Source organism: Ulvibacter antarcticus (genome assembly GCF_003688405.1).
Classification (GTDB): domain Bacteria; phylum Bacteroidota; class Bacteroidia; order Flavobacteriales; family Flavobacteriaceae; genus Ulvibacter; species Ulvibacter antarcticus.
Genome location: NZ_REFC01000011.1, coordinates 723,088 through 746,068, shown reverse-complemented (window position 1 = coordinate 746,068; position 22,981 = coordinate 723,088). Strand labels below are relative to the sequence as shown.

Annotated in this window: 20 protein-coding genes; 6 read left to right on the top strand and 14 right to left on the bottom strand. The window is 37.5% G+C overall.

The genetic code is table 11. The features are described 5' to 3' along the window. Nucleotides 1-195: 195 nt before the first annotated feature. The 7 genes from arfB to BXY75_RS03535 all read right to left on the bottom strand — a co-directional run bounded on the left by arfB (nucleotide 196) and on the right by BXY75_RS03535 (nucleotide 5,004). Nucleotides 196-603, bottom strand: coding sequence for an alternative ribosome rescue aminoacyl-tRNA hydrolase ArfB (gene arfB, locus BXY75_RS03565; protein ID WP_121906314.1), 408 nt, complete (start codon nucleotides 601-603; stop codon nucleotides 196-198). Beyond that, nucleotides 603-2,132 carry a DUF4301 family protein gene (locus tag BXY75_RS03560; RefSeq protein WP_121906313.1) on the bottom strand — a complete coding sequence of 510 codons (1,530 nt, stop codon included), beginning with the start codon at nucleotides 2,130-2,132 and terminating at the stop codon, nucleotides 603-605. Before BXY75_RS03560 ends, arfB begins: the two co-directional genes overlap by 1 nt. Continuing rightward, nucleotides 2,119-2,709 carry an AAA family ATPase gene (locus BXY75_RS03555; RefSeq protein ID WP_121906312.1) on the bottom strand — a complete coding sequence of 197 codons (591 nt, stop codon included), beginning with the start codon at nucleotides 2,707-2,709 and terminating at the stop codon, nucleotides 2,119-2,121. The genes BXY75_RS03560 and BXY75_RS03555 overlap by 14 nt, the downstream gene beginning before the upstream one ends. Further along, nucleotides 2,661-3,302: a nicotinamide riboside transporter PnuC gene (pnuC, locus tag BXY75_RS03550; protein ID WP_121906600.1), complete on the bottom strand. Its 642-nt coding sequence runs from the start codon at nucleotides 3,300-3,302 to the stop codon at nucleotides 2,661-2,663. Before pnuC ends, BXY75_RS03555 begins: the two co-directional genes overlap by 49 nt. After that, nucleotides 3,286-3,546, bottom strand: a complete 261-nt coding sequence (locus BXY75_RS03545) for a thiamine-binding protein (protein ID WP_121906311.1) — start codon at nucleotides 3,544-3,546, stop codon at nucleotides 3,286-3,288. Before BXY75_RS03545 ends, pnuC begins: the two co-directional genes overlap by 17 nt. Nucleotides 3,547-3,675: 129 nt before the next feature. Continuing rightward, nucleotides 3,676-4,365, bottom strand: a complete 690-nt coding sequence (locus BXY75_RS03540) for a geranylgeranylglyceryl/heptaprenylglyceryl phosphate synthase (RefSeq protein ID WP_121906310.1) — start codon at nucleotides 4,363-4,365, stop codon at nucleotides 3,676-3,678. Nucleotides 4,366-4,374: 9 nt separating this feature from the next. Further along, nucleotides 4,375-5,004 (bottom strand): 4'-phosphopantetheinyl transferase family protein, encoded by a 630-nt coding sequence (locus BXY75_RS03535; protein WP_121906309.1) that lies wholly within the window; start codon nucleotides 5,002-5,004, stop codon nucleotides 4,375-4,377. A gap of 93 nt (nucleotides 5,005-5,097) precedes the next feature. Between BXY75_RS03535 and ahcY the strand changes: the two genes are divergently transcribed. Then, a complete protein-coding gene (gene ahcY / locus BXY75_RS03530) occupies nucleotides 5,098-6,414 on the top strand; it encodes an adenosylhomocysteinase (protein WP_121906308.1) in 1,317 nt (438 codons plus the stop codon). Between the two features lie 236 nt (nucleotides 6,415-6,650). Here ahcY and BXY75_RS03525 read toward each other — a convergent pair whose 3' ends face one another. Then, the gene (locus BXY75_RS03525) at nucleotides 6,651-7,061 is read right to left on the bottom strand and encodes a DUF3052 domain-containing protein (RefSeq protein ID WP_121906307.1); all 411 of its coding nucleotides are present in this window, start codon (nucleotides 7,059-7,061) and stop codon (nucleotides 6,651-6,653) included. A gap of 112 nt (nucleotides 7,062-7,173) precedes the next feature. Between BXY75_RS03525 and BXY75_RS03520 the strand changes: the two genes are divergently transcribed. Beyond that, nucleotides 7,174-7,836 (top strand): transglutaminase domain-containing protein, encoded by a 663-nt coding sequence (locus BXY75_RS03520; protein ID WP_121906306.1) that lies wholly within the window; start codon nucleotides 7,174-7,176, stop codon nucleotides 7,834-7,836. Between the two features lie 13 nt (nucleotides 7,837-7,849). On the opposite strand, the gene BXY75_RS03515 is transcribed toward BXY75_RS03520, so the two are convergent. From BXY75_RS03515 to cphA, 3 genes are all read right to left on the bottom strand, one after another. Next, nucleotides 7,850-8,185, bottom strand: a complete 336-nt coding sequence (locus tag BXY75_RS03515; protein WP_121906305.1) for a hypothetical protein — start codon at nucleotides 8,183-8,185, stop codon at nucleotides 7,850-7,852. A 295-nt stretch (nucleotides 8,186-8,480) separates the two neighbouring features. Then, entirely contained in the window at nucleotides 8,481-9,248 is a 768-nt protein-coding gene (locus BXY75_RS03510; RefSeq protein WP_121906304.1) for a hypothetical protein, read from the bottom strand. 319 nt (nucleotides 9,249-9,567) lie between these two features. Beyond that, nucleotides 9,568-12,204, bottom strand: a complete 2,637-nt coding sequence (gene cphA, locus BXY75_RS03505) for a cyanophycin synthetase (protein WP_121906303.1) — start codon at nucleotides 12,202-12,204, stop codon at nucleotides 9,568-9,570. Nucleotides 12,205-12,298: 94 nt separating this feature from the next. Between cphA and BXY75_RS03500 the strand changes: the two genes are divergently transcribed. Together BXY75_RS03500 and BXY75_RS03495 are read left to right on the top strand one after the other, a co-directional pair. Continuing rightward, entirely contained in the window at nucleotides 12,299-13,171 is an 873-nt protein-coding gene (locus tag BXY75_RS03500) for a cyanophycinase (protein WP_121906599.1), read from the top strand. A 101-nt stretch (nucleotides 13,172-13,272) separates the two neighbouring features. Next, nucleotides 13,273-13,713 (top strand): SRPBCC family protein, encoded by a 441-nt coding sequence (locus BXY75_RS03495; protein WP_121906302.1) that lies wholly within the window; start codon nucleotides 13,273-13,275, stop codon nucleotides 13,711-13,713. Between the two features lie 296 nt (nucleotides 13,714-14,009). Here BXY75_RS03495 and BXY75_RS03490 read toward each other — a convergent pair whose 3' ends face one another. Beyond that, nucleotides 14,010-14,945, bottom strand: a complete 936-nt coding sequence (locus BXY75_RS03490) for an isoaspartyl peptidase/L-asparaginase family protein (RefSeq protein WP_121906301.1) — start codon at nucleotides 14,943-14,945, stop codon at nucleotides 14,010-14,012. A gap of 248 nt (nucleotides 14,946-15,193) precedes the next feature. Here BXY75_RS03490 and polA point away from each other — a divergent pair, with 248 nt between their 5' ends. After that, a complete protein-coding gene (gene polA / locus BXY75_RS03485) occupies nucleotides 15,194-18,085 on the top strand; it encodes a DNA polymerase I (protein WP_121906300.1) in 2,892 nt (963 codons plus the stop codon). Between the two features lie 55 nt (nucleotides 18,086-18,140). On the opposite strand, the gene BXY75_RS03480 is transcribed toward polA, so the two are convergent. Both BXY75_RS03480 and BXY75_RS03475 read right to left on the bottom strand, forming a co-directional pair. Then, complete coding sequence (locus BXY75_RS03480; RefSeq protein WP_121906299.1) at nucleotides 18,141-18,665, bottom strand: beta-barrel fold lipoprotein; 525 nt, start codon at nucleotides 18,663-18,665, stop codon at nucleotides 18,141-18,143. Nucleotides 18,666-19,004: 339 nt separating this feature from the next. After that, complete coding sequence (locus BXY75_RS03475; RefSeq protein ID WP_121906298.1) at nucleotides 19,005-21,689, bottom strand: DUF5916 domain-containing protein; 2,685 nt, start codon at nucleotides 21,687-21,689, stop codon at nucleotides 19,005-19,007. 140 nt (nucleotides 21,690-21,829) lie between these two features. On the opposite strand from BXY75_RS03475, the gene BXY75_RS03470 reads away from it, so the two are divergent. Then, the gene (locus BXY75_RS03470) at nucleotides 21,830-22,888 is read left to right on the top strand and encodes a hypothetical protein (RefSeq protein WP_121906598.1); all 1,059 of its coding nucleotides are present in this window, start codon (nucleotides 21,830-21,832) and stop codon (nucleotides 22,886-22,888) included. Nucleotides 22,889-22,981: the final 93 nt, after the last annotated feature.

Genomic DNA, 22,981 nt, shown 5'->3' with positions numbered 1-22,981 from the left:
TTGTTTTGATTTTTATAATTTTCTTACTCTGATTTGTAGTAAGAAAAATTAGTGCCAAAGGATTATGTATTATCAAAAATCAATTTAAGCATCACAATGTCAGCACATTATAAATAAATCAAAATATTTAGTTTTAAGAAAAACTGTATAGACCGAGGCTAAATTGTATAATTTGTATACAGTTTCTGTGTAGTTTTAAGAATCAAATTTTGGCGGTTTCCTATTTGATTTTTTCAAAGCCTGATTTTTCTTCGATTTTAACCGGCGTTCAATGGAGTTTTTAGACGGCTTGGTTTTTTTTCGAGGTTTAACTAGCTTAATTCCTTTCCGAATGAGTTCCAAAAAACGTTCAATCACAAGGGTCTTATTACGATGCTGACTTCTGGTCTCACCGCATTGTAATCGCAAATATCCGTCCTGAGAAATACGATTACCAAGTTTTTTTTCAATCCTTAATTTTTCTGTTTCTGAAAGCGCTTCCGAAGTATTTAGAAGAAAGCTCAATTCAACTCTAGTAGAAGTTTTGTTCACGTGTTGCCCACCCGGGCCACTATTTCGAATTGCCTTAAATGAAATTTCAGAAAGAAGCTGTGATTCATTCATTATAATTTTGGACGATGTTCTTTGCTTAACAGATCGTTCACAGTTTTTACAGGATTGAACGTACTCAATGGCACTTCCACCATAGCCGTATTCCAATAAGCCATTCCGCCGTTCCAAAGCCCTGGCAATTCAAGAATTTTAAGTGGAATTCCATTTTGGATTTTTGATGAAATTAATCCTGCTTCAGGATCACTAAATAATGAAAGGTCAAATTTCTTGCCTTTATAATCTCTTATGCCACATACAATATCGACAGGATTAAAATGGGTTGCCTCATTTACCACAGATGTTTGGTGGGTATTGTTTTTATCTATTTGAACCAATTCTACAATTTGAAGGGATATGTTCCCAGATTCGTTCTTCACCCAAAACGGTCCACCTCCGGGAGCCCCGGTATTTTTAACAACCCCACAAACCCGTAATGGTCTGTTTAAGATAGCTGTAATTTCAGTGATGCTTTCAGGAATATTCTTAATATTAAGTTCATTCCATAGAAACGATTTTATGTCTTTTAATGTTTCAATGTTGAAATCCTCGCTTAATAAAATTTCCAGATAATTAAATAGCTTTTTTTGAAGCCACAACAATTTTCCCGCCAGCATTTTCTTATAAAAAGCGATATGTTCGGCAGAGTCTTCGGAGGCAACATTATCAATATTCTTAATAAAAATTAGGTCTGCATCGACCTGATTCAAATTCTCTAAAAGTGCACCGTGACCGGAAGGTCTGAAAATCAACTCTCCGTTACCGTTTCGTATGGGTTTATTTTCGTGAGTTACAGCAACGGTATCTGTATTTCTATCTTGAAAGGAATATGAGACGTGAAATTTCTTTTTTGTCTTTTTGCTGACACGATTTTTAACTCCTTCAAATTCATTTTTGAAATAAGGGAGGTGAATTTTCGAAAATGTAAAATGTGTAAAAACCTCATTACCAGAAGACGCATAAAACGCAGCTTCATAAAGTTGTTCTTCAAAGGCTGTTGTAGAGTATTTGGAATATTTATGAAAAGGAATTAATCCCTTTGGTAATTTACTAAAATTCAACCCTTTATTTCCCAACATTAAACTTACAAAGAGGTAAGCACGCATTCCTTTGGTCCCATGTTTGTATTCAGGAAAATGTTTTTTAACTTTTTTACGGATAGCACTTACAAAGGCGAATTCTTTTAACGAATCCAGAAAAATTTCCAGTTGTTTATGGTTTCCCGATTTAAGAAAGTTCTTTAACTTCTGCTCTTCAGGATTAAATTCATCCAAAAACTTATACAAAAAGCTAAACATTCGGGTCGCAGCTCCAGAAGCAGGAACAAACTTAACTAGGTCTAAACCTTCTCGTTTATGATCGTAAAGATCTATAAGTCGGTGCTGATCTTCTAAACCAATTACCTCAATACCGTTCCCAACTGAAGCAGCGGTTACAACATGTGTAAAAGGAATCCCCTTGATAAAGGTATCTAATTGCCTTGAAATTATATTTTCATGCAGCCCGAGTTGTTCTATTTGCTGCAGATCTTTATTTGTAAGCATTCTTTTTCTCCTTAAGCAATTTTTCAATTTTTTCTACGGCAAAGCCAAAGCGTACATTCTGACTGCCTTTTAAAACTTCATAACGGAGATTATAATCAATTAGTTGAGCTTCAAAAATACGAAACATTTCCTCCCGTTCATCGGGTCTATCACGTAAATCATCGATTTGCCATTTCGTGTCTATATACGTCAAAAAGTAAAGGTCATATGTATTTTCCTGGGCATATTTTTTTATTTCTGAAGGACAAAATCCATCATAGTAATATTCAGAATATACCTTGATTTCCAGTAAATTAGTGTCACAAATCAATACTTTATTTGCTTTTTCTGAAGCTTCATTTTCGGCCTTCATTTGTCCAATTGCAATGGGCATCAGGTCCACTTTTGTACATTTTTCTTTAGAATCGTCCCATTTTTTCTGAAGATATACACGCATATATTCGGGTACATATACCGTATTAAAATATGACGCCAACTGTCTTGATACTGTAGTCTTTCCGGACGATTCTGGTCCGAAAAAGACTACTTTTAAGCAATTATTCCCGTCGGTTCGGGTTTGTTTAAGTGTTTCTTCCATGCGAGATAACCAAATACTGCGACGAAGGTAAAAATAAGATATTGAATACTCGTAAAAGTAAATCCTTTATAAAAATATAATGGTATGGATATAATATCTCCAATAATCCAATAGATCCAATTTTCGGTTTTACGCTTTGCCATTAACCACATCCCTACAAAAAACACTCCGGTCGTAAAGGCATCCACATAGGCAGTCCAATTGTTCCATTTATCGAAGGCTTGATATACCACAAATACAAATATAACGGTGGCAATAAAAATAAAAATCGAATAGAAATGTTCTTTTTTAGTGGCAACCGATATGGGTGTAACATGACTCTCATCTACCTTTCTTGTCCAGATATACCATCCATAAACACTCATTATAAAATAATAAGCGTTTATCATCATATCTCCCAATAATGTCCATTTTAATAGAAGATATACAAAGATTGCCGTGCTTATCATCCCTGTAGGAAAGACCAGGATGTTATTTTCTTTTGAAAACCAAACCGAGAAAAAGCCAAAAATGACCGCTATAATCTCAAGTGCTATATCGAGCGTATCATATCCACTGTATTGTCCGAAGAGAAACTCAAAAATGGGGCTCATAATCGCTTCTGTCAGATTTTACAATTTTAATATAAAGTAAGCCTCTTTCAATCGCTTCCAATGCCGTTTTCATTTCTTTCTGTAGTAGATTCATTACCTCATCATATTCACCATAAACCTGTGTACTCAAAGGATTTTCAAGTACTTTAAGCCCTGAGGCTCTCAAACTTTTAATAAAATCGATAATCGCAGCTTCGTAATCATCTTGCAACGGACTAAAAGTAAGCTCAACGGAGATATTCATGATTTTTATTTAAGCGTTCAAAGGTAAAGGAATAATACTGCCTGTAAAATGTTGCTTCAACGATTTGAGATTTCTACTTCCGGCTTCTTGCTTCCATCATCTTTCATCTTACTTCTCACTTCTCACTTCTTATTCCTCAAACACCGTCCCCATTACCACCATATCGGCTCCGGCATCGAAAGCTGCCTGTTTCTGGATGTCACTTCGTATCCCGCCACCGACGATAAGTGGGATGTTCAATACCCTTTTAACCGCACGTATCAACATGGGCTGTACAGAAAACTTAGCGCCGCTTCCGGCTTCAAGATAGATTAACTTCGCACCCATATACTGTCCGGCTAAAGCGGTATGTATCACTGTTTCTAAATCATCTTGAGATAATGGCTTCGTTTGACTCACCCGAGCCACTGCCGATTCATGTCCGCCGTCAATTAAAATATAAGCTGTTGGGATGATCTCCAATTTAGAAATCCGAAGTTGCGCCACCGATTTCACTTGTTGCCCAACCAAGTATTCGGGATTTCTTCCGGAAAGTAATGACAAGAACAATACAGCATCCGCCCGATTAGTAATCTGGGTATAATCCCCAGGAAATAAAATAACAGGGAGGTTACTCAAAGCTTTAAGGGCTTTCACGGTGCCTTCAGTTAATTGGGCAACCACTGTGCTGCCACCAACGAACAAATGTGTTGTTTCCTTCGGAATTCGCTTCAGAAAAGCAGCGGCTTCAGAAACATCGAACTTATCTGGATCGATTAAAATTGCTAGCCCTTTCTTTTTTTCAGAAGCCAACTTCAGAATAGATTGATAATATATCATAGACCTCAACTATTGTAACAAAGCATACGCTAAGGTGAATTCATCAAACTCAATAAAATGAACATCGTAGGAAGCATTCAAATTTTTAAACGTAATAGTCGCAGTAGTTTCTACGCTATCTAACCTAAAATCTTCAACATAGATATGTTCGATAAAACTTACACCGGGATTGGCAAAACTTTTATACAGAGATTCCTTGGCACACCATACAATCGTGAGCTTTCTCATAATGGCATCATCATTGGCAAGGGTTCTATATTCTTCTATGGGTGTAAATTTATGAGCGATCTTTAAGATTTTAGAACGTTGTTTCTCCACATCGATTCCCACTTCTTCATCACTCACAATTATAGCCGAAAAAATATAAGAATGACTAATAGATATATGTTTATCGCCTGTTAAATGAGGTTTTCCATTTTCGTCATAATACAAATCATGATCTGTAAATCCTTCCAAAGCGAGCAAATGGCGCACACTCATAAAACCTCTTCGGTGCAAATCACTTTTCATTCCATCGACACGCATGCGACAATGATCTGTGAGCGAAATTCCAATAGAAAGTGCTTCAAAGGATTCTTCTATCTTCCAAATGAGGACTTTAGTGTGATCGTTAACTGTTATAGTTTTGTAAAGAGGCATAGATTTATCGTAGATATTATGTACTTTTGCAGTCTGAAAAACGAAACTGATTTTTAACAGATTTCCGCTAAGGTGGGAATAAAGATAATAAATATGTCAACGAACACAGTACCTTACACAGCGTTTAAAGTAAAAGATATTTCCCTAGCCGATTGGGGACGTAAAGAAATTGAGTTAGCGGAAGCAGAAATGCCCGGTTTGATGTCCTTACGCGAAGAGTATAAAAACGAGCAACCTTTAAAAGGTGCACGAATTGCAGGTTGTCTGCATATGACGATTCAAACGGCGGTTCTAATTGAAACACTTCAAGCTTTAGGAGCTGAAGTGACTTGGAGTTCTTGTAATATTTTCTCTACCCAAGATCAAGCTGCTGCTGCAATTGCTGCGACTGGAACACCTGTATATGCTTGGAAAGGAATGACAGAAGAAGAATTTGAATGGTGTATCGAACAAACTCTTTTCTTCGGGGAAGATCGCAAGCCATTAAATATGATTCTTGATGATGGAGGTGACCTTACTAATATGGTATTAGATAAATTCCCGGAACTTGCCGATGGCATCAAAGGACTTTCTGAAGAAACTACAACCGGAGTACACCGTTTATACGAGCGTGTAAAAAAAGGAACACTTCCTATGCCGGCAATTAATATTAATGATAGTGTTACTAAATCGAAATTCGATAATAAGTACGGCTGTCGCGAGAGTGCTGTAGATGCAGTTCGTCGTGCAACCGATATTATGCTTGCCGGAAAACGTGTAGTAGTTTGTGGGTATGGTGATGTTGGTAAAGGAACTGCTGCTTCTTTTAAAGGTGCAGGTTCTATCGTTACCGTAACTGAGATCGATCCAATTTGTGCGCTTCAGGCCGCAATGGATGGTTTTGAAGTGAAAAAACTGGAAACTGTTTTAAAGAACGCCGATATTGTAATTACTACAACTGGTAATAAAGCCATCGTTCAAGGGAAGCATTTCGAAATGATGAAGGACAAGACCATCGTTTGTAATATAGGTCACTTCGATAACGAGATAGATGTTTCTTGGTTAAATACTAATCACGGAAATTCTAAGGTTGAAATCAAACCTCAGGTTGACAAGTACACCATAAATGGAAAAGATATTATCCTTTTGGCTGAAGGTCGTTTGGTAAATCTTGGATGTGCAACGGGACACCCTAGTTTTGTGATGAGTAACTCTTTCACAAACCAAACACTAGCTCAAATTGAGCTTTGGAAATTTAGCGATAAATACGAAAACGATGTTTATATGCTTCCTAAAATTTTGGATGAAAAAGTGGCTTATTTACACCTTGCAAAAATAGGCGTTGAGCTTACTGAGCTTCGTGAAGATCAGGCTTCTTATATCGGTGTGGATGTAAAAGGACCTTTTAAGCCTGAGTATTACAGATACTAAATCAGACCGAGCTTTGCTCTGCTAGACATTAGACCGCGCTAATCGCGCTGATAGATTATAGACCCTCATTCCTGAAGTTTTGGAGTGAGGGTTTTGTTTTTTTGGGCAATCCGTATAGTGCCGATAAAGCAGAGCGCAGCTCGCTTTACGACTACTTTACGGTCGCGCTTTCGGCTATATCCCACCATAGCGCTACGCGTAGGTGGGGATGCCGCCTCAATCGCTATTGCGACTTTCTATCGATCTTTTATTCTGTAGACAAACTTTAGTGCACTCCAATTAACATCTATGGCAGCTACCTTTACATCGACCAAGCCTATGTGATCCAATACATAAGATCGAATTGACTCCCGATTTATTTCTGTATCTATTTTTGAAGTTCCCTTTGGCCAGCTCACCCATAGTATTCCGGTTTTTTTCAATAATGGTTTGAGGCGTTTCGTTTCTTTTTCTAAACAATTAAAGCTAGTACAAAACACATGTGCGAAATCAAGTGATTCGGTAACAGGATTATTCTCAAGGCTAATGTTATTCGGGAAAACCTCGAACAAATCAAAGTAATGCTCTGGTGAATTTATGAGGGAAATTACAAATCCTTCTTTTATTCCCAGTTTCTTTGCGAGTGGTGTTTTCGAGTAGCCATGCATTTCTACAAGTTACTGAAAAAGTGATAATTAAAATTCTGATTTTTAGGAACCACTTTATAGTTTTTCAATAATATTTGAAATTATACGTTAATGATATACCGAACAAATCTGCATGATAATTATCAAAAATATCCTTTCAATTATTTTTCTACTTCAGATTATTGGGGTTTCAGCTCATGCGCAAATTGGCGGCCCGATTATTTCTAGAGAAGCTCATAAAGTGGTTCATAAAAACCCTACTAAGCTTAGTTCAGAAATAAAATCATTAGCGAAAGAAATTACTTTCCGAAGCCATACTGAACAAGATAAAGCCATTGCTATTTTCAGATGGATCGCAACTAATATCTCTTATGATCACGAATTAAGAAACAACTTTCAATTGCAAAAGGAGATCTATACTTCCGAAGAAAATGTGATGAAAAATGCTTTGAAACGAAAAAAAGCACTTTGCGGCGGATATGCATTTCTATTCAGGGAGCTGTGTAAAGAAGCCGGTATTCGAAGTGAAGTTGTGCATGGTTTCAGTAAAAAGTATACCTCCAATTCATCTAAAAAAAACAATCCCGATCATAGCTGGAATGTTGTAAAGCTGGATAATCACTGGTATTTATTGGATTTAACCCTTGCCCGAAGCCATGGCAGTTCGCAAAACCCGGATATGTATTGGTTTAAAACCAATCCGGAGTATTTTATTAATACACATTACCCAAAAGAAATTAAATGGACATTGTTAGCAAATCCTATGACAAAAACGGAATTCTACAGACTGCCTTGATACTATAAAACTATCATTTTTGCTTCCTAAAAATATAACTCATCCATACCGGATCATTATCATCAGAAACCACAGCTTGTCGATCAACAAACTCCCAGTTTGCGGCATTCATATAATTTAATAAAGTAGATGTTTCCTCGATATCTTCAATTTCATCGATTGAAATATTTTTTCCTACCAATGATGATTGTTCCTCAACTTTAATACGTTTAACCTTACCGCGATTGTTCGCTTTTTGAATTACAATAACTTCCAGAAAATCGTACTGAGTAATGCTCTGCGCTGATATAGATGGTATAAAGGCCATTATGAAAAGGGCAACAAATAAGCTTTGAAATATTCTTTTCATTTGTAGAAAATTTGACACTTACAAAGTATCGATTAATTTAGATTAGATTTATATTCTGAGCGTAGCGACAACTCATAATTTAACTAAAAGTAGGGATTTCAGTTCAATTTCACACTAAACCATGATTGCATATTTGTAGATATGCACAGTGTTTATTCACAAAGGCCATTTTTGTAAGACAAATATGAAAATCATATATCAAACATTCTGAAATATTTAAAAGAATCGAGTACTAAATCATAAAGTTTAATGGAAAGGAATTATGTTTATTAATGTGGTAATATAAGGGTCTCAATTAGAAAAGTCTATATATATCTATTCTCGAACTATTTCTAATAATTTTAATATTATTTTGACCAGCAGGGTCGGAATTCATATTCATTGTTCCATACGTATGAAACCTTAATTTTATATTGTCACCTGCCTCCATATAGATAAAGGAATATACTCTCGCGTCTTGACCAACAAAACCTCCACTAATTTTTCTTCCTCTAAATACGTCCAATATTGAGCTTTGAGCTAAAGCAAAGCTCGAATTATAACCAAAGAATATTCTAAATTGTCCAGATTCTCCGTCAAAAACGGCAGATGCTTCCGGAAGATTTTCAAGGATTACTCTGCCTTCAATATAGTAAAACCCTTCGTTTCCGGCACCTACTGTAAAGAGCCCTGTCAATGGATCGTATTGATTTGCAGTATCGGTGACTTCACTTAAAAGGAGTGTTGTCCCCGTATTGTTTACCCAATCGCCATTCCCAAAAACTAAATCTGTTCCACCAGTAGCGCGTACAACAAGATTGCTGGCCTTTGGCTGTTCCATATGTGCATAAACCAATTCTCGGAATGTTCCAAGATCTTGAACATTACCAGAAGCATCTGTGCTTAAGAAAACGTCGGATAACTTGTCACCATCTGGGGTGTTTCTTATCCTTAGTTCGCCATTTACATCCAGCTCTTTTGTTGGTGAAGCTGTATTAACGCCAACTTGGGCATATCCAATATTGCTTAGCGCAATAAACAATAGTAGTAAGCTTACTACAGAAAATTTAAAATATTTTTTCATTGTGTAGGTTTATCGAACAAATAGATCCATATTATCGGACAAACATACGTATATTTCCGATAAAGTGCAAAATACTTCAATATATTTTAACACAATATTTTATTGAGGATTTTTAAAACTCAAAACTTTGTTGAAGGATATTCATTGTAATTCTATCATCTTATGTGAGAAAAATGATCGTCAGTTTTAAATTTAGAATCTTTCTTTTTACGAAGAGTACATCTTTATCTATCACAAGTGAAAATAATAAAAAGACCGATTTTAATCCGCTTATTTAAGGACGAGTCATTATAACGCAAAAATTCTTATCAAGGAGCCTCTATTCGGCAAATACCAATTCCCCTCTCGATTCCTGCTCTTTAAACTTCATCACCAAATCTAATGCATCTGGGATCACGTCGCTACATAAAATAATTAACGAGCCTTTTACAGCGTTTTTAACCGCGAACGTAATAGCTTCTTTTTCAGAAGGAATGATTGTCGTTTTCTTATTTGGATTCTTGGCCATGATTCCATCATTAAGCATTTTTATAAGCTCTTCTTCCGTTTTTCCCCTTAGTCGCTTATCCTGTCTGATTATGATCTCATCGAACATTTCAGCCGCTATTCCCCCCATTTCATTATTATCTTCAAGTCGACGATCACCAATTCCGGCAATAATTCCAACTTTTACAGTACAATCTATGGTATCAGTAAATTTCTTAAGCGCCCGCATTCCGGCAGGATTATGTGCATAGTCCAAAAGAACCTTAAAGTTTTCAAATTCAAATAAATTAAGTCTTCCGGGAGTTTGTGCAGCTGATGGGATAAAAGTCTCAAGTGCCGCTTTAATATCTTCTATACTAATTCCTCTCACATGCGCTGCCAAAACGGCCGCAAGCACATTCTGTATCATAAAAGCAGCTTTCCCACCATAAGTTAACGGGATATTCTCTGCCTTCATAATTCGCATCTTCCATGCTCCTCTACAAATTGTAACGTACCCATTTTCGTAAATGGCAGTGATTCCACCAATTCGTTGCAAGGCTTGAACTCTTGGATTGTTTTCATCCATCGAGAACAAAGCGAGGTTACAATTTATATTTCTTCTCATCTCGTACACAAGATCGTCCTCGGCGTTTAAAATGGCGTAACCATCAGGAAGTACAGTTTCAGGAACTACCCCCTTCACTTTCGCAAGTTGCTCTACGGTATAAATTCCTTTAAGACCTAAATGATCTGCCTCCACATTAGTAACAACTGCCACATCACATTTACCAAATCCAAGACCTGCGCGTAGTAATCCGCCCCGAGCACATTCTAGTACAGCGAAATTCACCGTTGGATCTTTTAAAACAAATTCGGCACTGGCGGGACCTGTACAATCACCTTTCATTAAAAGCCTGTTTTGAATATACACTCCATCACTGGTGGTATATCCTACACGAAAGCCCTTCATTTTTGCAATGTGGGCAATTAATCTACTAGTCGTAGTCTTACCATTAGTCCCCGTTACAGCGACAATTGGAATCCTTCCTGTATCTCCCTGATTAGGGAATAATTTATCTACCACAGGACTTGCAACATTACGCGGTAATCCTGTTGTTGGTGCTAAATGCATTCTGAAACCTGGTCCGGCATTCACTTCTAGAATAGCCCCTCCTGTTTCGGAAAGCGGCTGACTTATATCACTTGTCATGATATCTATCCCACAGATATCGAGATCGATTATTTTTGAAATACGTTCTGCCATTGATACATTTGCAGGATGAACAATATCGGTTACATCTTCGGCTGTTCCTCCGGTACTCAGGTTGGCGGTATCTTTTAGAAGTAATAATTCTCCTTCCGGTATCACTGAATCTAATGAATAGCCCGCATCCTTTATTATAGTCTTAGTCAGGTCATTTGCAGTGATCATAGTAAGTACATTTTCATGTCCGTAACCACGTCTGGGATCTTTATTCACTTCCTCGATCAATTCAGTAACCGTAGATTTTCCATTCCCAATAACATGAGCAGGCGTACGTTTTGCCGCTGCAACTAACACATGATTAATCACTAATAATCTATAATCTTCTCCAGTAATAAATTTTTCAACTATCACTCTACTCGAAACCTCCTTTGCCGCGTGAAATGCAACAACGGCATCTTTATAATTCTGAATATCGACTGTAATTCCTCTACCGTGATTTCCATCAATTGGTTTAATCACCAATGGGTATCCAATGTAACGACAGGCTTCCTCCAGACTACTTTCCCGGCTAATAATATCACCTCTGGGGACTTCCACTTCTGCCTGCTCTAATAAGTATTTAGTATCTTCTTTATCACATGCCAATTCCACTCCAATACTACTGGTTTCACTGGTTACAGTCGCCTGTATTCTTTTTTGATTAGCACCATATCCCAACTGACAAAGAGAGTACTTATTTAAACGAATCCACGGGATTCCTCTACTGGCAGCTTCTTCTACGATCGATCCTGTACTTGGCCCTAATCGTTCAGCTTCTCTTAATTCTCTCATTTTCTGAATATCCGGTTCCAGATTATAATCTTCAGCAGCGATAAGAGCTTCACAAATACGTACTGCAGCTTCAGCAGCAAATTTTCCCACAGTCTCTTCCATATAAGAAAAAACCACATTATAAACCCCCTTTTCACCATAGTCGCGAGTCCTTCCGAAGCCAGTATCCATCCCGGCAAGCGTCTGAATTTCCAAGGCGATATGCTCAATAATGTGACCCATCCATGTACCATCATCGACCCGCATAAAAAATCCACCTTCACAGCCTTCACTACATCGATGCGAATACATACTCGGAAACATTGCCTTTAAACGATCACTAAAACCGGGAACCTTATTAGATGGAAACTCTTCCATTTTCTCAAGGTCGAGCACCATTACGATTAATTTGTGACGTCTAACAGACCAGTAATTTGGGCCTCGCATTGCATTTATTTCGATTATTTTCATGATGGTTCGGATTTTAAATCTGGTGAAAGTTTATAAATATATGTTTTTTTTAAGAACGAAACACGTATTTTTGCCGTCTTATAAAAATCATGGCATGAGCGTAAAAGGAACCTTAATCCCCATAGGAGGAAATGAAGATAAAGGTATTGAAACAAGTGAAATTTATCATTTGGAATATATCACAGAAGGCATCCTGTCTAGAGTGGTGAAAGAAAGTGGTGGCGAAGATGCTATGATTATAATAATACCAACTGCATCAAGTATTCCCGACGAAGTTGGCCCAAATTACATTGAAGCTTTCAGCAAACTTGGGTGTACCAATTTACATGTTATGGACATTCGGGAGCGAGAACAAAGCGAGAGCCCCGAAAATCTCGAATTGATGAAAAAGGCAGATTGTGTAATGTTCTCAGGAGGTGATCAATCTAAGATCACAGAAAAAATTGGCGGCACACAACTGCATAAAATAATGATGAACAGGTACCTCAATGAGGCCTTTGTAATTGCCGGTACCAGTGCCGGTGCCATGTGCATGTCTGCCGAAATGATCAAAGGTGGTGGGATTAAAGAAGCGTTTACCAAAGGTGCGACTCTTATGGGTGAAGGAATGGGTTTTATTCCGGATCTAATCATCGATTCACACTTTATTCGTCGTGGGCGCTTCGGAAGGCTGGCGGAAGCAGTCTCAAAATTTCCAAAAATAATTGGTATTGGTTTGGCAGAAGATACCGGGCTTATAATAAAAGATCGTAATACATTTGAAGTAATTGGATCAGGGATGGTGATTGTTTTTAACGCCCGAAATGCCATGCACAATAATCGTTTGCAGGTCGAAGAAGGGGCGCCTATGTCACTTACCAATCTAAAAACACACATCCTCGCAAACGGAGATCGTTTGAACATAGAAAATAAAAGGGTTAAAGTGTCTCCTATCGGACTCTCAGTGACCGACGCCCAAGCGCTTTAATTTATTAGCATCAGTGTCTTCCATAAGTATCTATGTTACAAAATAGTGTCCGGCTACAATAGTTCTAAAAAATTAGTACTTTAGAGCAAAGCAACTGCCAAATGAAGTTCAAAGGCCTAATAGATATTGATCAACCGCGAGAAAAAGTGGTAGCGCTCTTCAAAGACCCAAAATATCTCGGAGAATATCAAGAAGGTTTTATTCGAAAAGAGTACATAAATGGTCTTAAAGGTGAAAATGGTGCCGTTTCAAAAGTGTTCTATAAGCATGGAAAAGGAGAAATGGAACTTACTGAAACTATCATCTCTAATAATCTTCCGGAGTCGTTTTATGCAAGCTATCAGCATAAGCATATGGACAATACTTTGAAATCGACTTTTACTTCGTTAAGCCCTACAAAAACAAGATATGAAACGCAAGGAGAGTATACCGCCTTTCGAGGTTTTATTCCAAAAATGCTGGGTCTATTTTTTCCGAAGATGTTTGAGAAACAAGCTCAGAAATGGCTAAATAATTTTAAAGTATTCGCCGAAAAACAATAGCAGTATGTGGGAAGAACAACTTGCAGTTTACGAGAGTCTGGTCTCTAAATGGGCAAATATTAAAAGTAATAAAATAGCACCTAATTTATTTTTCTCCTTCAAATTTCTAAACTCGTTTTAGCCGTATTGAAATCAATGCTTCTCGATACTCCCGAAGCTTCGGGACTTTACATTATCACTCCAAGAAATCACTCCTTCTCGATACAATCCAAAAACTCCTTACAGTCATTTTTAGATCACTCGAAGTGACAATCTTACTTCTTTATTCTTTCTTCTTACTTCTTACTCCTTTCTTCTTACTCCTTATAAATACCAATTTCCTTTTTCCCTTCGGAAGTCTTTGAGGCCCGGTACATGCCTTCTGTATTAAAGGGCATCGAAATATTTCCTTTAGCATCTACGGCTATTAAACCACCATCTCCACCAATTTCCAAAATTCTCTTGTGTATCACCTCTGAAGCTGCCTCATCTAATGACCAGCCTTTAAACTCCATTAAACAGGAAACGTCGTAAGCAACTACACCTCTTATAAAAAACTCCCCACTTCCGGTGCAACTCACGGCGCAGGTTGCATTATTGGCATAGTTTCCGGCTCCAATCATTGGACTGTCCCCTACACGACCCCATTTTTTATTCGTCATACCTCCGGTGGAAGTAGCGGCAGCAATATTGCCTTCCTTATCACATGCAACAGCGCCTACTGTCCCAAATTTTCCGTCTTTTTTCGCACTATGGTCTAGTTGAAAATTATCGCTATCCTTTATTCCCTGCCATTGCTGGTAACGTACCTCATCGTAAAAATAATCCGGAGTTTCGAGAATATAGCCTCGCTGTTTTGCAAATTCCATAGCCCCATCCCCAGCTAAAAAAACATGATAACTATTATCCATGATATCCCTTGCGAGTGACACCGGATTCTTAATCCCGGTAATTAATGAAACTGCTCCTGCTTTACGATTTTTACCATTCATGATGGCTGCATCCATTTCGTGAGTTCCTTCGGCAGTAAACACAGAACCTTTTCCAGCATTAAACAATGGAGAATCTTCCAATAAACGTACAGCTTCTTCAACAGCGTCAACTGCGGTTCCGCCTTGATTTAATACTTCATATCCCGCTATCAGTGCAAGATCTAAAGCATTTTTATATTCCTCTTCCAACTGAGGTGTCATTAAACCTTTTACTAATGTTCCTGCACCACCGTGTATTGCTATTGAGAATTTATTGTCCATAGATTGTTTCGAACTAACCGTTTTTCAGTTAATAAATTAAAGGCCTCAAAATTACGGTTTGTATTCTTAATTTATTTTCTTTTTCTGAAATTCTTTTTTCCGAAACCCCTTTTATCTGAAGGGTTCTTTTTATTTTTGAAAAGAAGAATATCAAATTGTCACACTGAGCTTGTCGAAGTGCTGCCTATAACTTCATAAATCAATTTTCTTCGACAATTTGAATTTTACATTAACTATACAATCAACTCATGTCCGATAAAAAAAGACTTTTCCTAATTGATGCTTATGCCTTAATATTTCGTGGCTATTATGCCCTTATTAAAAACCCACGAATTAACAGTAAGGGAATGGACACTTCCGCCATCATGGGCTTTATGAATTCATTTCTCGATGTTATTAAAAGAGAGCGTCCGGACCATTTGGCGGTTTGCTTCGACAAAGGTGGAAGTGATGCCCGTAACGAAATGTATGAAGCTTATAAAGCCAACAGAGATGAAACTCCGAATGCCATAAGATTAGCCATCCCTTATATTGAAAAGATCCTTACTGCCATGCATATTCCCATTATGGTGAAAGAGGGTTTTGAAGCCGATGATGTAATAGGTACCCTTGCAAAAAAAGCCGAGAAAGAAGGGTATCAAACCTTTATGGTGACCCCAGATAAAGATTTTGCACAATTGGTTTCTGAAAATATCTTTATGTACCGACCTGTTTTTGGCGGTGGCTATGAAACCTGGGGAATTCCAGAAGTTAGAAAGAAATTTGAAGTGACCGATCCTTTACAAGTGATCGACTTCTTGGGAATGATGGGCGACAGCAGTGATAACATCCCGGGGTTACCGGGTGTAGGTGAAAAAACAGCAAAGAAGTTTCTGGCTGAATTTGGTTCTATGGAAGGTTTGTTAGAAAACACAGATAAGCTGAAAGGAAAAATGAAGGAGAAAGTTGAAGCAAATAAAGAACTCGGACTCCTTTCGAAGAAATTAGCAACTATTATGCTGGATGTTCCGGTCGAATTTAACGCGAAGGATTTTGAAATGTCTGAACCCGACGTTACTGAAGTTACTAAGATTTTTGAAGAATTAGAGTTTAGAAGATTGACTGATAATTTTGTTAAAGCATTTTCTATAGAGGCGATGGCCGCCCCGGGGACTTCCCATCAACCTCCATCAACAAATAAAGGTTCTAATAATTCTCTCCCTCTGGGAGAGATGTCCAAAGGACAGAGAGGGCAAAAGACTATTTCTTCCAGTGCTGGACAAGGACAATTTTCTCTATTTGGCGGAGACAGCGAACCTTCAGTAGCGACAGAAGTTTACAGCTCTAGAAAAACTATTGAAACCACCGAGCATTTTTATCAGACAGTTCAAGCCGGAATTGGAAGAAAATTGTTTCTTCAGAACTTATTAAAACAAACAAGTGTCTGCTTCGACACCGAAACCACCGGATTGAATCCACTGACTGCCGAGCTGGTAGGAATCGCTTTTTCATGGGAAGCAGGAAAAGGATTTTACCTTCCCTGTCCTGATGATAGAGAAGAAACACAGCATCTTTTGGAACAATTGCGGCCTTTCTTTGAAGATGAAAAAATCGAAAAAATCGGTCAGAATCTTAAATACGATATTAAAGTGCTCGCTAAATATAATGTTGTTGTAAAAGGAAAATTATTTGACACTATGTTGGCACATTATTTAATCAACCCCGACATGCGACATAATATGGACGTCTTAGCAGAGACCTATCTTAATTATACACCGGTTTCTATTACTGAACTCATTGGAAAAAAAGGAAAGAATCAGTTGTCTATGAGAGATATTCCAATTGAAAAACAAACGGAATATGCCGTGGAAGACGCCGATGTGACGCTTCAGCTAAAAGAACACTTTCAAAATGAATTGGGAGAAGCCAATATCCAAAAGTTATTCGATGAGATCGAGATTCCATTGTTACGGGTTCTTGCCGATATGGAATTGGAAGGTATTAATCTGGATGAAGCCTTCTTAAAAAAGCTTTCTGTAGAATTGGATAAAGATATTCTGAATCTGGAAAAACACATTTATGAAGCTGCTGGAGAAGAGTTTAATATTGCTTCGCCAAAACAGCTGGGAGAGATCTTGTTCGATAAACTGAAGTTGATTGATAAACCTAAAAAGACAAAGACCGGACAATATTCTACTGCTGAAGATGTGCTTTCTTATCTTGCTAAAGACCATAAGATTATTAGAGATGTTTTGGAATACCGCGGACTTGCAAAATTAAAAAGCACCTATGTTGATGCTTTACCAGAACAAGTGGAATCCTCTACCAATAGGGTTCATACAGATTATATGCAAACTGTTGCGGCTACGGGACGTTTGAGCAGTAACAATCCGAATCTGCAGAATATTCCTATTCGTACCGAACGTGGACGGGAAGTGCGAAAAGCATTTATTCCAAGGGACAAAGATTATGTTTTACTCGCTGCCGATTACTCGCAAATAGAATTGCGTATTATTGCTGCGTTAAGTGAAGAAGAAAACATGATCGAAGCTTTTAAAAATGGAGAAGATATTCATTCTTCTACTGCTGCAAAAGTTTTTAATATTTCTTTGGAAGAAGTAACCCGCGAACAACGTAGCAATGCAAAAACGGTGAATTTTGGGATAATTTACGGTGTTTCAGCTTTTGGACTTAGCAACCAGACCGATCTATCAAGAAGTGAATCCAAAGAATTGATCGACACCTATTATAAAACATATCCAAAGCTTAGGAATTATATGAGCGAACAGGTAGATTTTGCTCGCGACAATGGTTATGTACAAACGGTTTTAGGGCGTAGAAGGTATTTAAAAGACATCAACGGAAGGAATCAGGTGGTTCGCGGTGCTGCCGAGCGAAATGCCGTGAATGCACCCATTCAGGGAAGTGCCGCCGATATTATTAAAATTGCAATGATCAATATTCACAAAATACTTTCCGAAGGGAGCTTTAAAACCAAAATGCTATTACAAGTACATGATGAATTAGTTTTTGATGTTTATAAACCTGAGTTAGAAGCTATGAAAACTATGATTAAGAGTGAAATGGAAAAAGCTTATATCATGAAAGTACCGCTTGATGTTGAAATTGGAGTGGGTGACAATTGGCTGGAAGCTCATTAAAATAAAAAAAGCCGAAAGATCTCTCTTTCGGCTTTTCAATTCATATGAATAAATACTACTGTTTTGTGTAGACAATAGTGATATCTTCAGTTATAGAAGTTGTACCTCCTGAACCATCTTCAACATCTACAAAGAATCCACTTTGAATTACAAATGTAAGTTCAGATCCGTTAAGAGTTGCCGTAGAAGGTCCGTCGAAAGATGTAATTACTACGTTATTACCGTTCTGAGCCCAAGTAAACGTTTCAATATCAACTTCTGGAACACAATTAACTGAATATTCGTATTCTGTAGTAGAACCTGTTATCAAATCTAGAGTAATATCAGCATACGACCTGTTGGTTGCAGTACCACTACTATTTGATGTAAATTCTACAGTTTCATTCTGATAACAGGCAGTCTCATCCATTACATTCGTGGAAGCTGTCCCATCTCCATTAAAATCGTAAGCATTTTCAGTATTAAATGCAGTTAATTTCCAAGTACCTTCAACAGAAGAGTTATTGTCGTTGTTATCGTCATCTTTATTACAACCAACAAAAACTAAAGTAATTAGTAAAACAATAAATAAATTTTTCATTTTCTTTTTTTTTAAAATTAGAGGTGCAAAAAAACAAAAAGAAAATGATTCATCATTATAAAAATCACTATTAATATCAAAACATAAAAAAAGTGCTCCTCAGAATGAGAAGCACTCAATTAAAAACGTTCTTAACATAAACCCTGTCAAGTAGTAAAAAACTAAGAACGCCAAACATGTACTATAATAGTATTTGAAGCGAAAGTCTTAACTGATTGTTATTTACGACTATAAGTATAAGTCAAAACTAGAGCATAAAGGATGAAATTCCTAAAGTAGAGTGGTCAAGAAAAGTGGTTTTCGCTCAACGACATCACATATTCGTCGAACTCGTGTACCCTATAACACAAATCGATATGTGGCCTTGATTAAAAAAGTATTTTGAGGTTGTTGACGGAAGATCTGGTCGTCGATAATCTTTCCGAAGTCATTCGAACCATCACCAAATCCATTGATTCCCTGAGACCAAACGAAGAACACTTCAGATCCCGGTATATACTCCCAGCGAACTACAAGATTCGATCTATATTGAGCCGCAGAGAAATTAGGATTGCCAAAAGAGTAATCTGTAGTTCCATCAGAATCTTCATCAATTGAGTAAGTTTCATCTGCAAATGTTATCTGATTGTTTGGGTATTGTTGCACTCTGTCACTCAATTTCTTGGCACCAGCATCTTTTACATAATTGAAATCTGAATACTTACCCCGTGCAATAAATGGTTCGCCATAATACTGAATGGAAAGATTGGGATTGATAGTGTAATTTACTCTTAAAACAGTACTTATAGTTTCAAAATCCACGGCTCCAGTAATGTAGCGGGTTACATCGTTAAAATCCTGCTGAGATACATACTGCGTCTTGTTAGGACGTGACTCATATTTGGCTGTCATATTTATACGTAACGAATTAAGTGGCTGGTATTGGAAACGAAGTTCATAACGTGTAAATGAAAACGCATTTTCACTTGCCTGACCATACACATACCCTATAGTACTACTAAGTTTCTTACGGCTATCAGTACCCGTATAGATATACCCTAAATGATCATTACTATTTCTAATTCGAGGACCACCTCGAAGATCTGATTTATCAAAATTATGCCCATTATTCTCTGACCCCACCTCCACAAACCAATTATTCTTCAGATTGGCATACGCATTGAGTTGGTAATATACATTGTTGAAATTGCCTTCAAAATCGTAAGTGGTAGATTGATAGGCCGATATATTTGCGCGTCTATACCAGTTCGTCGGTTTGTTCCAAAGACGCACTACACTTGAGTATTGTCTCACTTCATCTGCTTGTCGTAGAAATCCGAGGTCATTAAGCTCCAACTCCGGAGAGCGCCAATTACCTCCAAATTCGTATTGCCAATCGCCACTTCCCTTTCCTATCTCCAGCTTTCCTCCGGTACCGGTTAAAGACGTTTTAGAAGTATCTATCTCAACATGGCCAGCACCCACACGTTGAAAAAGGTGAACAATAGATCGCTGTGTTCTGGTAATAGCTTCTTCGCTACCATTCACATTACTTAATACCGCACTACCTTCAAGATAGTATTTTCGATCTTTCCAATTGTGTTTAAAGTCCAAGCCTCCACTGTATGCATTTTTATGTAGAAACATGATATTGTCTTCCAAATCTCTATTTGTTGCTGTGAAGATTCCACCAATGTAACTATTTCGGTCGTTGAAATCTTTTTGAATCCTACTAACAAAATAATTGGTTAATGGCTCTACCAACTCTTTTCTAGATGTTCCTTTTTCCGGCAATCCATTGATAATATCATCTCTTTCATCTAATTCGATTTCTACAAATTCTTTAGACGTTACACTCTCTAAAACTCCCACAGACCAGCCTCCTTTAGTTTTTCCGCTAAACTTAGCAGCTCCAAGTATGGTGCTATTATTGGGGAAATCTTCAAATTCACCCTTGTCGAAATCAGTTGTTGTACGACCTTGCGGGCTTCTACCTATACGGCGTGAGAAAAATAAGTTATCTTGATTCCCTCCAAAACTATAATCGAAGATGTTTTTATTCTCCACAAAAAACGGGCGTCGTTCCTCAAAAAAGATCTCGAATCCATCCAATGAAATCGCTCCCGGATCTGCATCTACTTGTCCGAAATCCGGATTAATGGTTAGATCTAAAGTAAGGTCGTTTGTAATTCCAATTTTAGCATCCAATCCCGCTGTGCCCATAATATCACTTCCGTCGCGAAAAGGATTTCCTGCTTCTTCTTTGTAAGTATCCAGCTGTCCAAGTAGGTAAGGTTGAATTTCAATCTGCTTCTGTGGCTTTATTCCTTTAATCCCTCTTAGTTCTCCAAATTCACTTACCCAGCCCGGTGCATTCTGTGCAATTGGCTGCCAAAGGGAACGTTCTTCGGCACGAAAATAACGTCTTGTTGACTGAATGCCCCAAATTTGTTCTTCCTCATTTCCGAAGCGCAACTGACTCAAGGGAATTCTCATTTCTGCTGTCCATCCCTCTGCATTGGTCTGTGTTTTCACATACCAAATAGGGTTCCAACTGCCATCCCAGTTATTACCGTTATTCGAAATAAATTCATCTCCTTTTACACCCGCGGCATTGATTGTAAATGAAAATCCGGTTCGATCATCATTATAGCTATCGATATTAAATTCTACCCAGTCACCCTCAAAACCGTCACGACGGGAAAGTCGTTTTACGATGCCATCGGGATCTTTATCCAGACAAACAAAAGCCACATATAGGTTTTTATCATCGTAGACTATTTTCATCTTGGTTTGCTCGGTAGGAGGTTTGCCATTATCCGGTTGGTTTTGAACATAATCTGAAGTCCATTCTACAAGATCCCAGGATGTTTCGTCAATAACGCCATCAATTTTAGGTGCTTCGGCAGTGCCAATAGAATTGGTGGTATAAGATCTTTTTTCGATCTTTTGTTCTTTTTCTTCGGAAGTGTCTTCGGTTTGAGAAAACGCCATGCTTGTTACACATAAAAAAGTTATTATATGCAGAATTCGACTGGAAAGCATAATGATTGGTTTACATAAATAGACTGATTCACCAAGAGTTCGTGACAGCTCATTAAAAATTTTAAGATAATTTTAACATTTCAAATAAAATAATTCTCAACAATTTATGGCTTATCTTTATGAACTATCTAGAACAAAACATGAAGAAACTCATTTCCAAAAAGAAACCTGCCTACGAGATTTCTGAACGCTTGTCGAATTATCTCACCAAGCATGGAAGGAACATAAAAATTCCTATCTATTACGATGATCTGCTTCGGTTTCAAGGCGTGGTTTCCATATTCGATAAGGACGGAAAAGACACTCTTTGGGTAAGTGCATATTATTCAGAATTTGAGCAGGAGGAAATTCAGACAAGTTTAAAAAAAATGTACAACATCCTCCATGCAGATGGAAGTGACATTATACTGCCTTATTTGAATATCGACAGTATTGACTATTGTACCTTCGGAAATACGAAACCTTTCAGAATAAAAGTGCGGAACATATTAAATGACAATTATATCTTCCTTTACATAAAAAAAGCGGATTCTTCCAGAGTTTATGGTCTGGAATTAGAACACCTTCTATCACCCAATCATATCAATTTTTTAGTACATGGAAACACTTTAATCGAAGAACATATTTCGGGTATTCCCGGCGATGATTTTATCGCAAACAATCTCGACCTCTGTTCGGAAAGAGATAAAAAAGAAATCGCTAAAGAATTTGTAAAATTCAATGAGCGTTGTTTTACAAGACTTTTAGGCGATATGAGAGCTTATAACTATGTGATGGTACTCACCCACGATTTCGATCGTATTCAATACCGGATTAGAGCAATCGATTTTGACCAGCAGAGTTTTGAAGGCAATATTAAAGTGTATATGCCGCAATTTTTGAAAGAGAACAATAAACTCGTTCAAATGACCTTGGCGTTGTTACAGGAAGAGTCCATTGAGCAATACAAACGGGAAGAACGATCGCTCTTAGCCAAAAGAGCTACCAGCGAAAAAAAACGCCTAAAGGAACTAATGGGTTGCATGACGGCAGATGCCATTTCGACTAAAGAAAAGATAAAAGAATTAAAAATGGAACTTTTTAAATTGACAGGTGATGTAAAATTCAAAAAATCCTCAAACATGGGTGAGATCCTAAAAAGCGCCCTAGACTACATCATTCGAAATTATAAAAATGAAAATCCGTATATTATAAGGTAATTGAAATTTTTCAGAAATAAACCTTGAAATTTTACTATGCGTGCATAGCAAATTGTATCTTAGCATAAAGTTCACAATCAGTTACATTTTAAT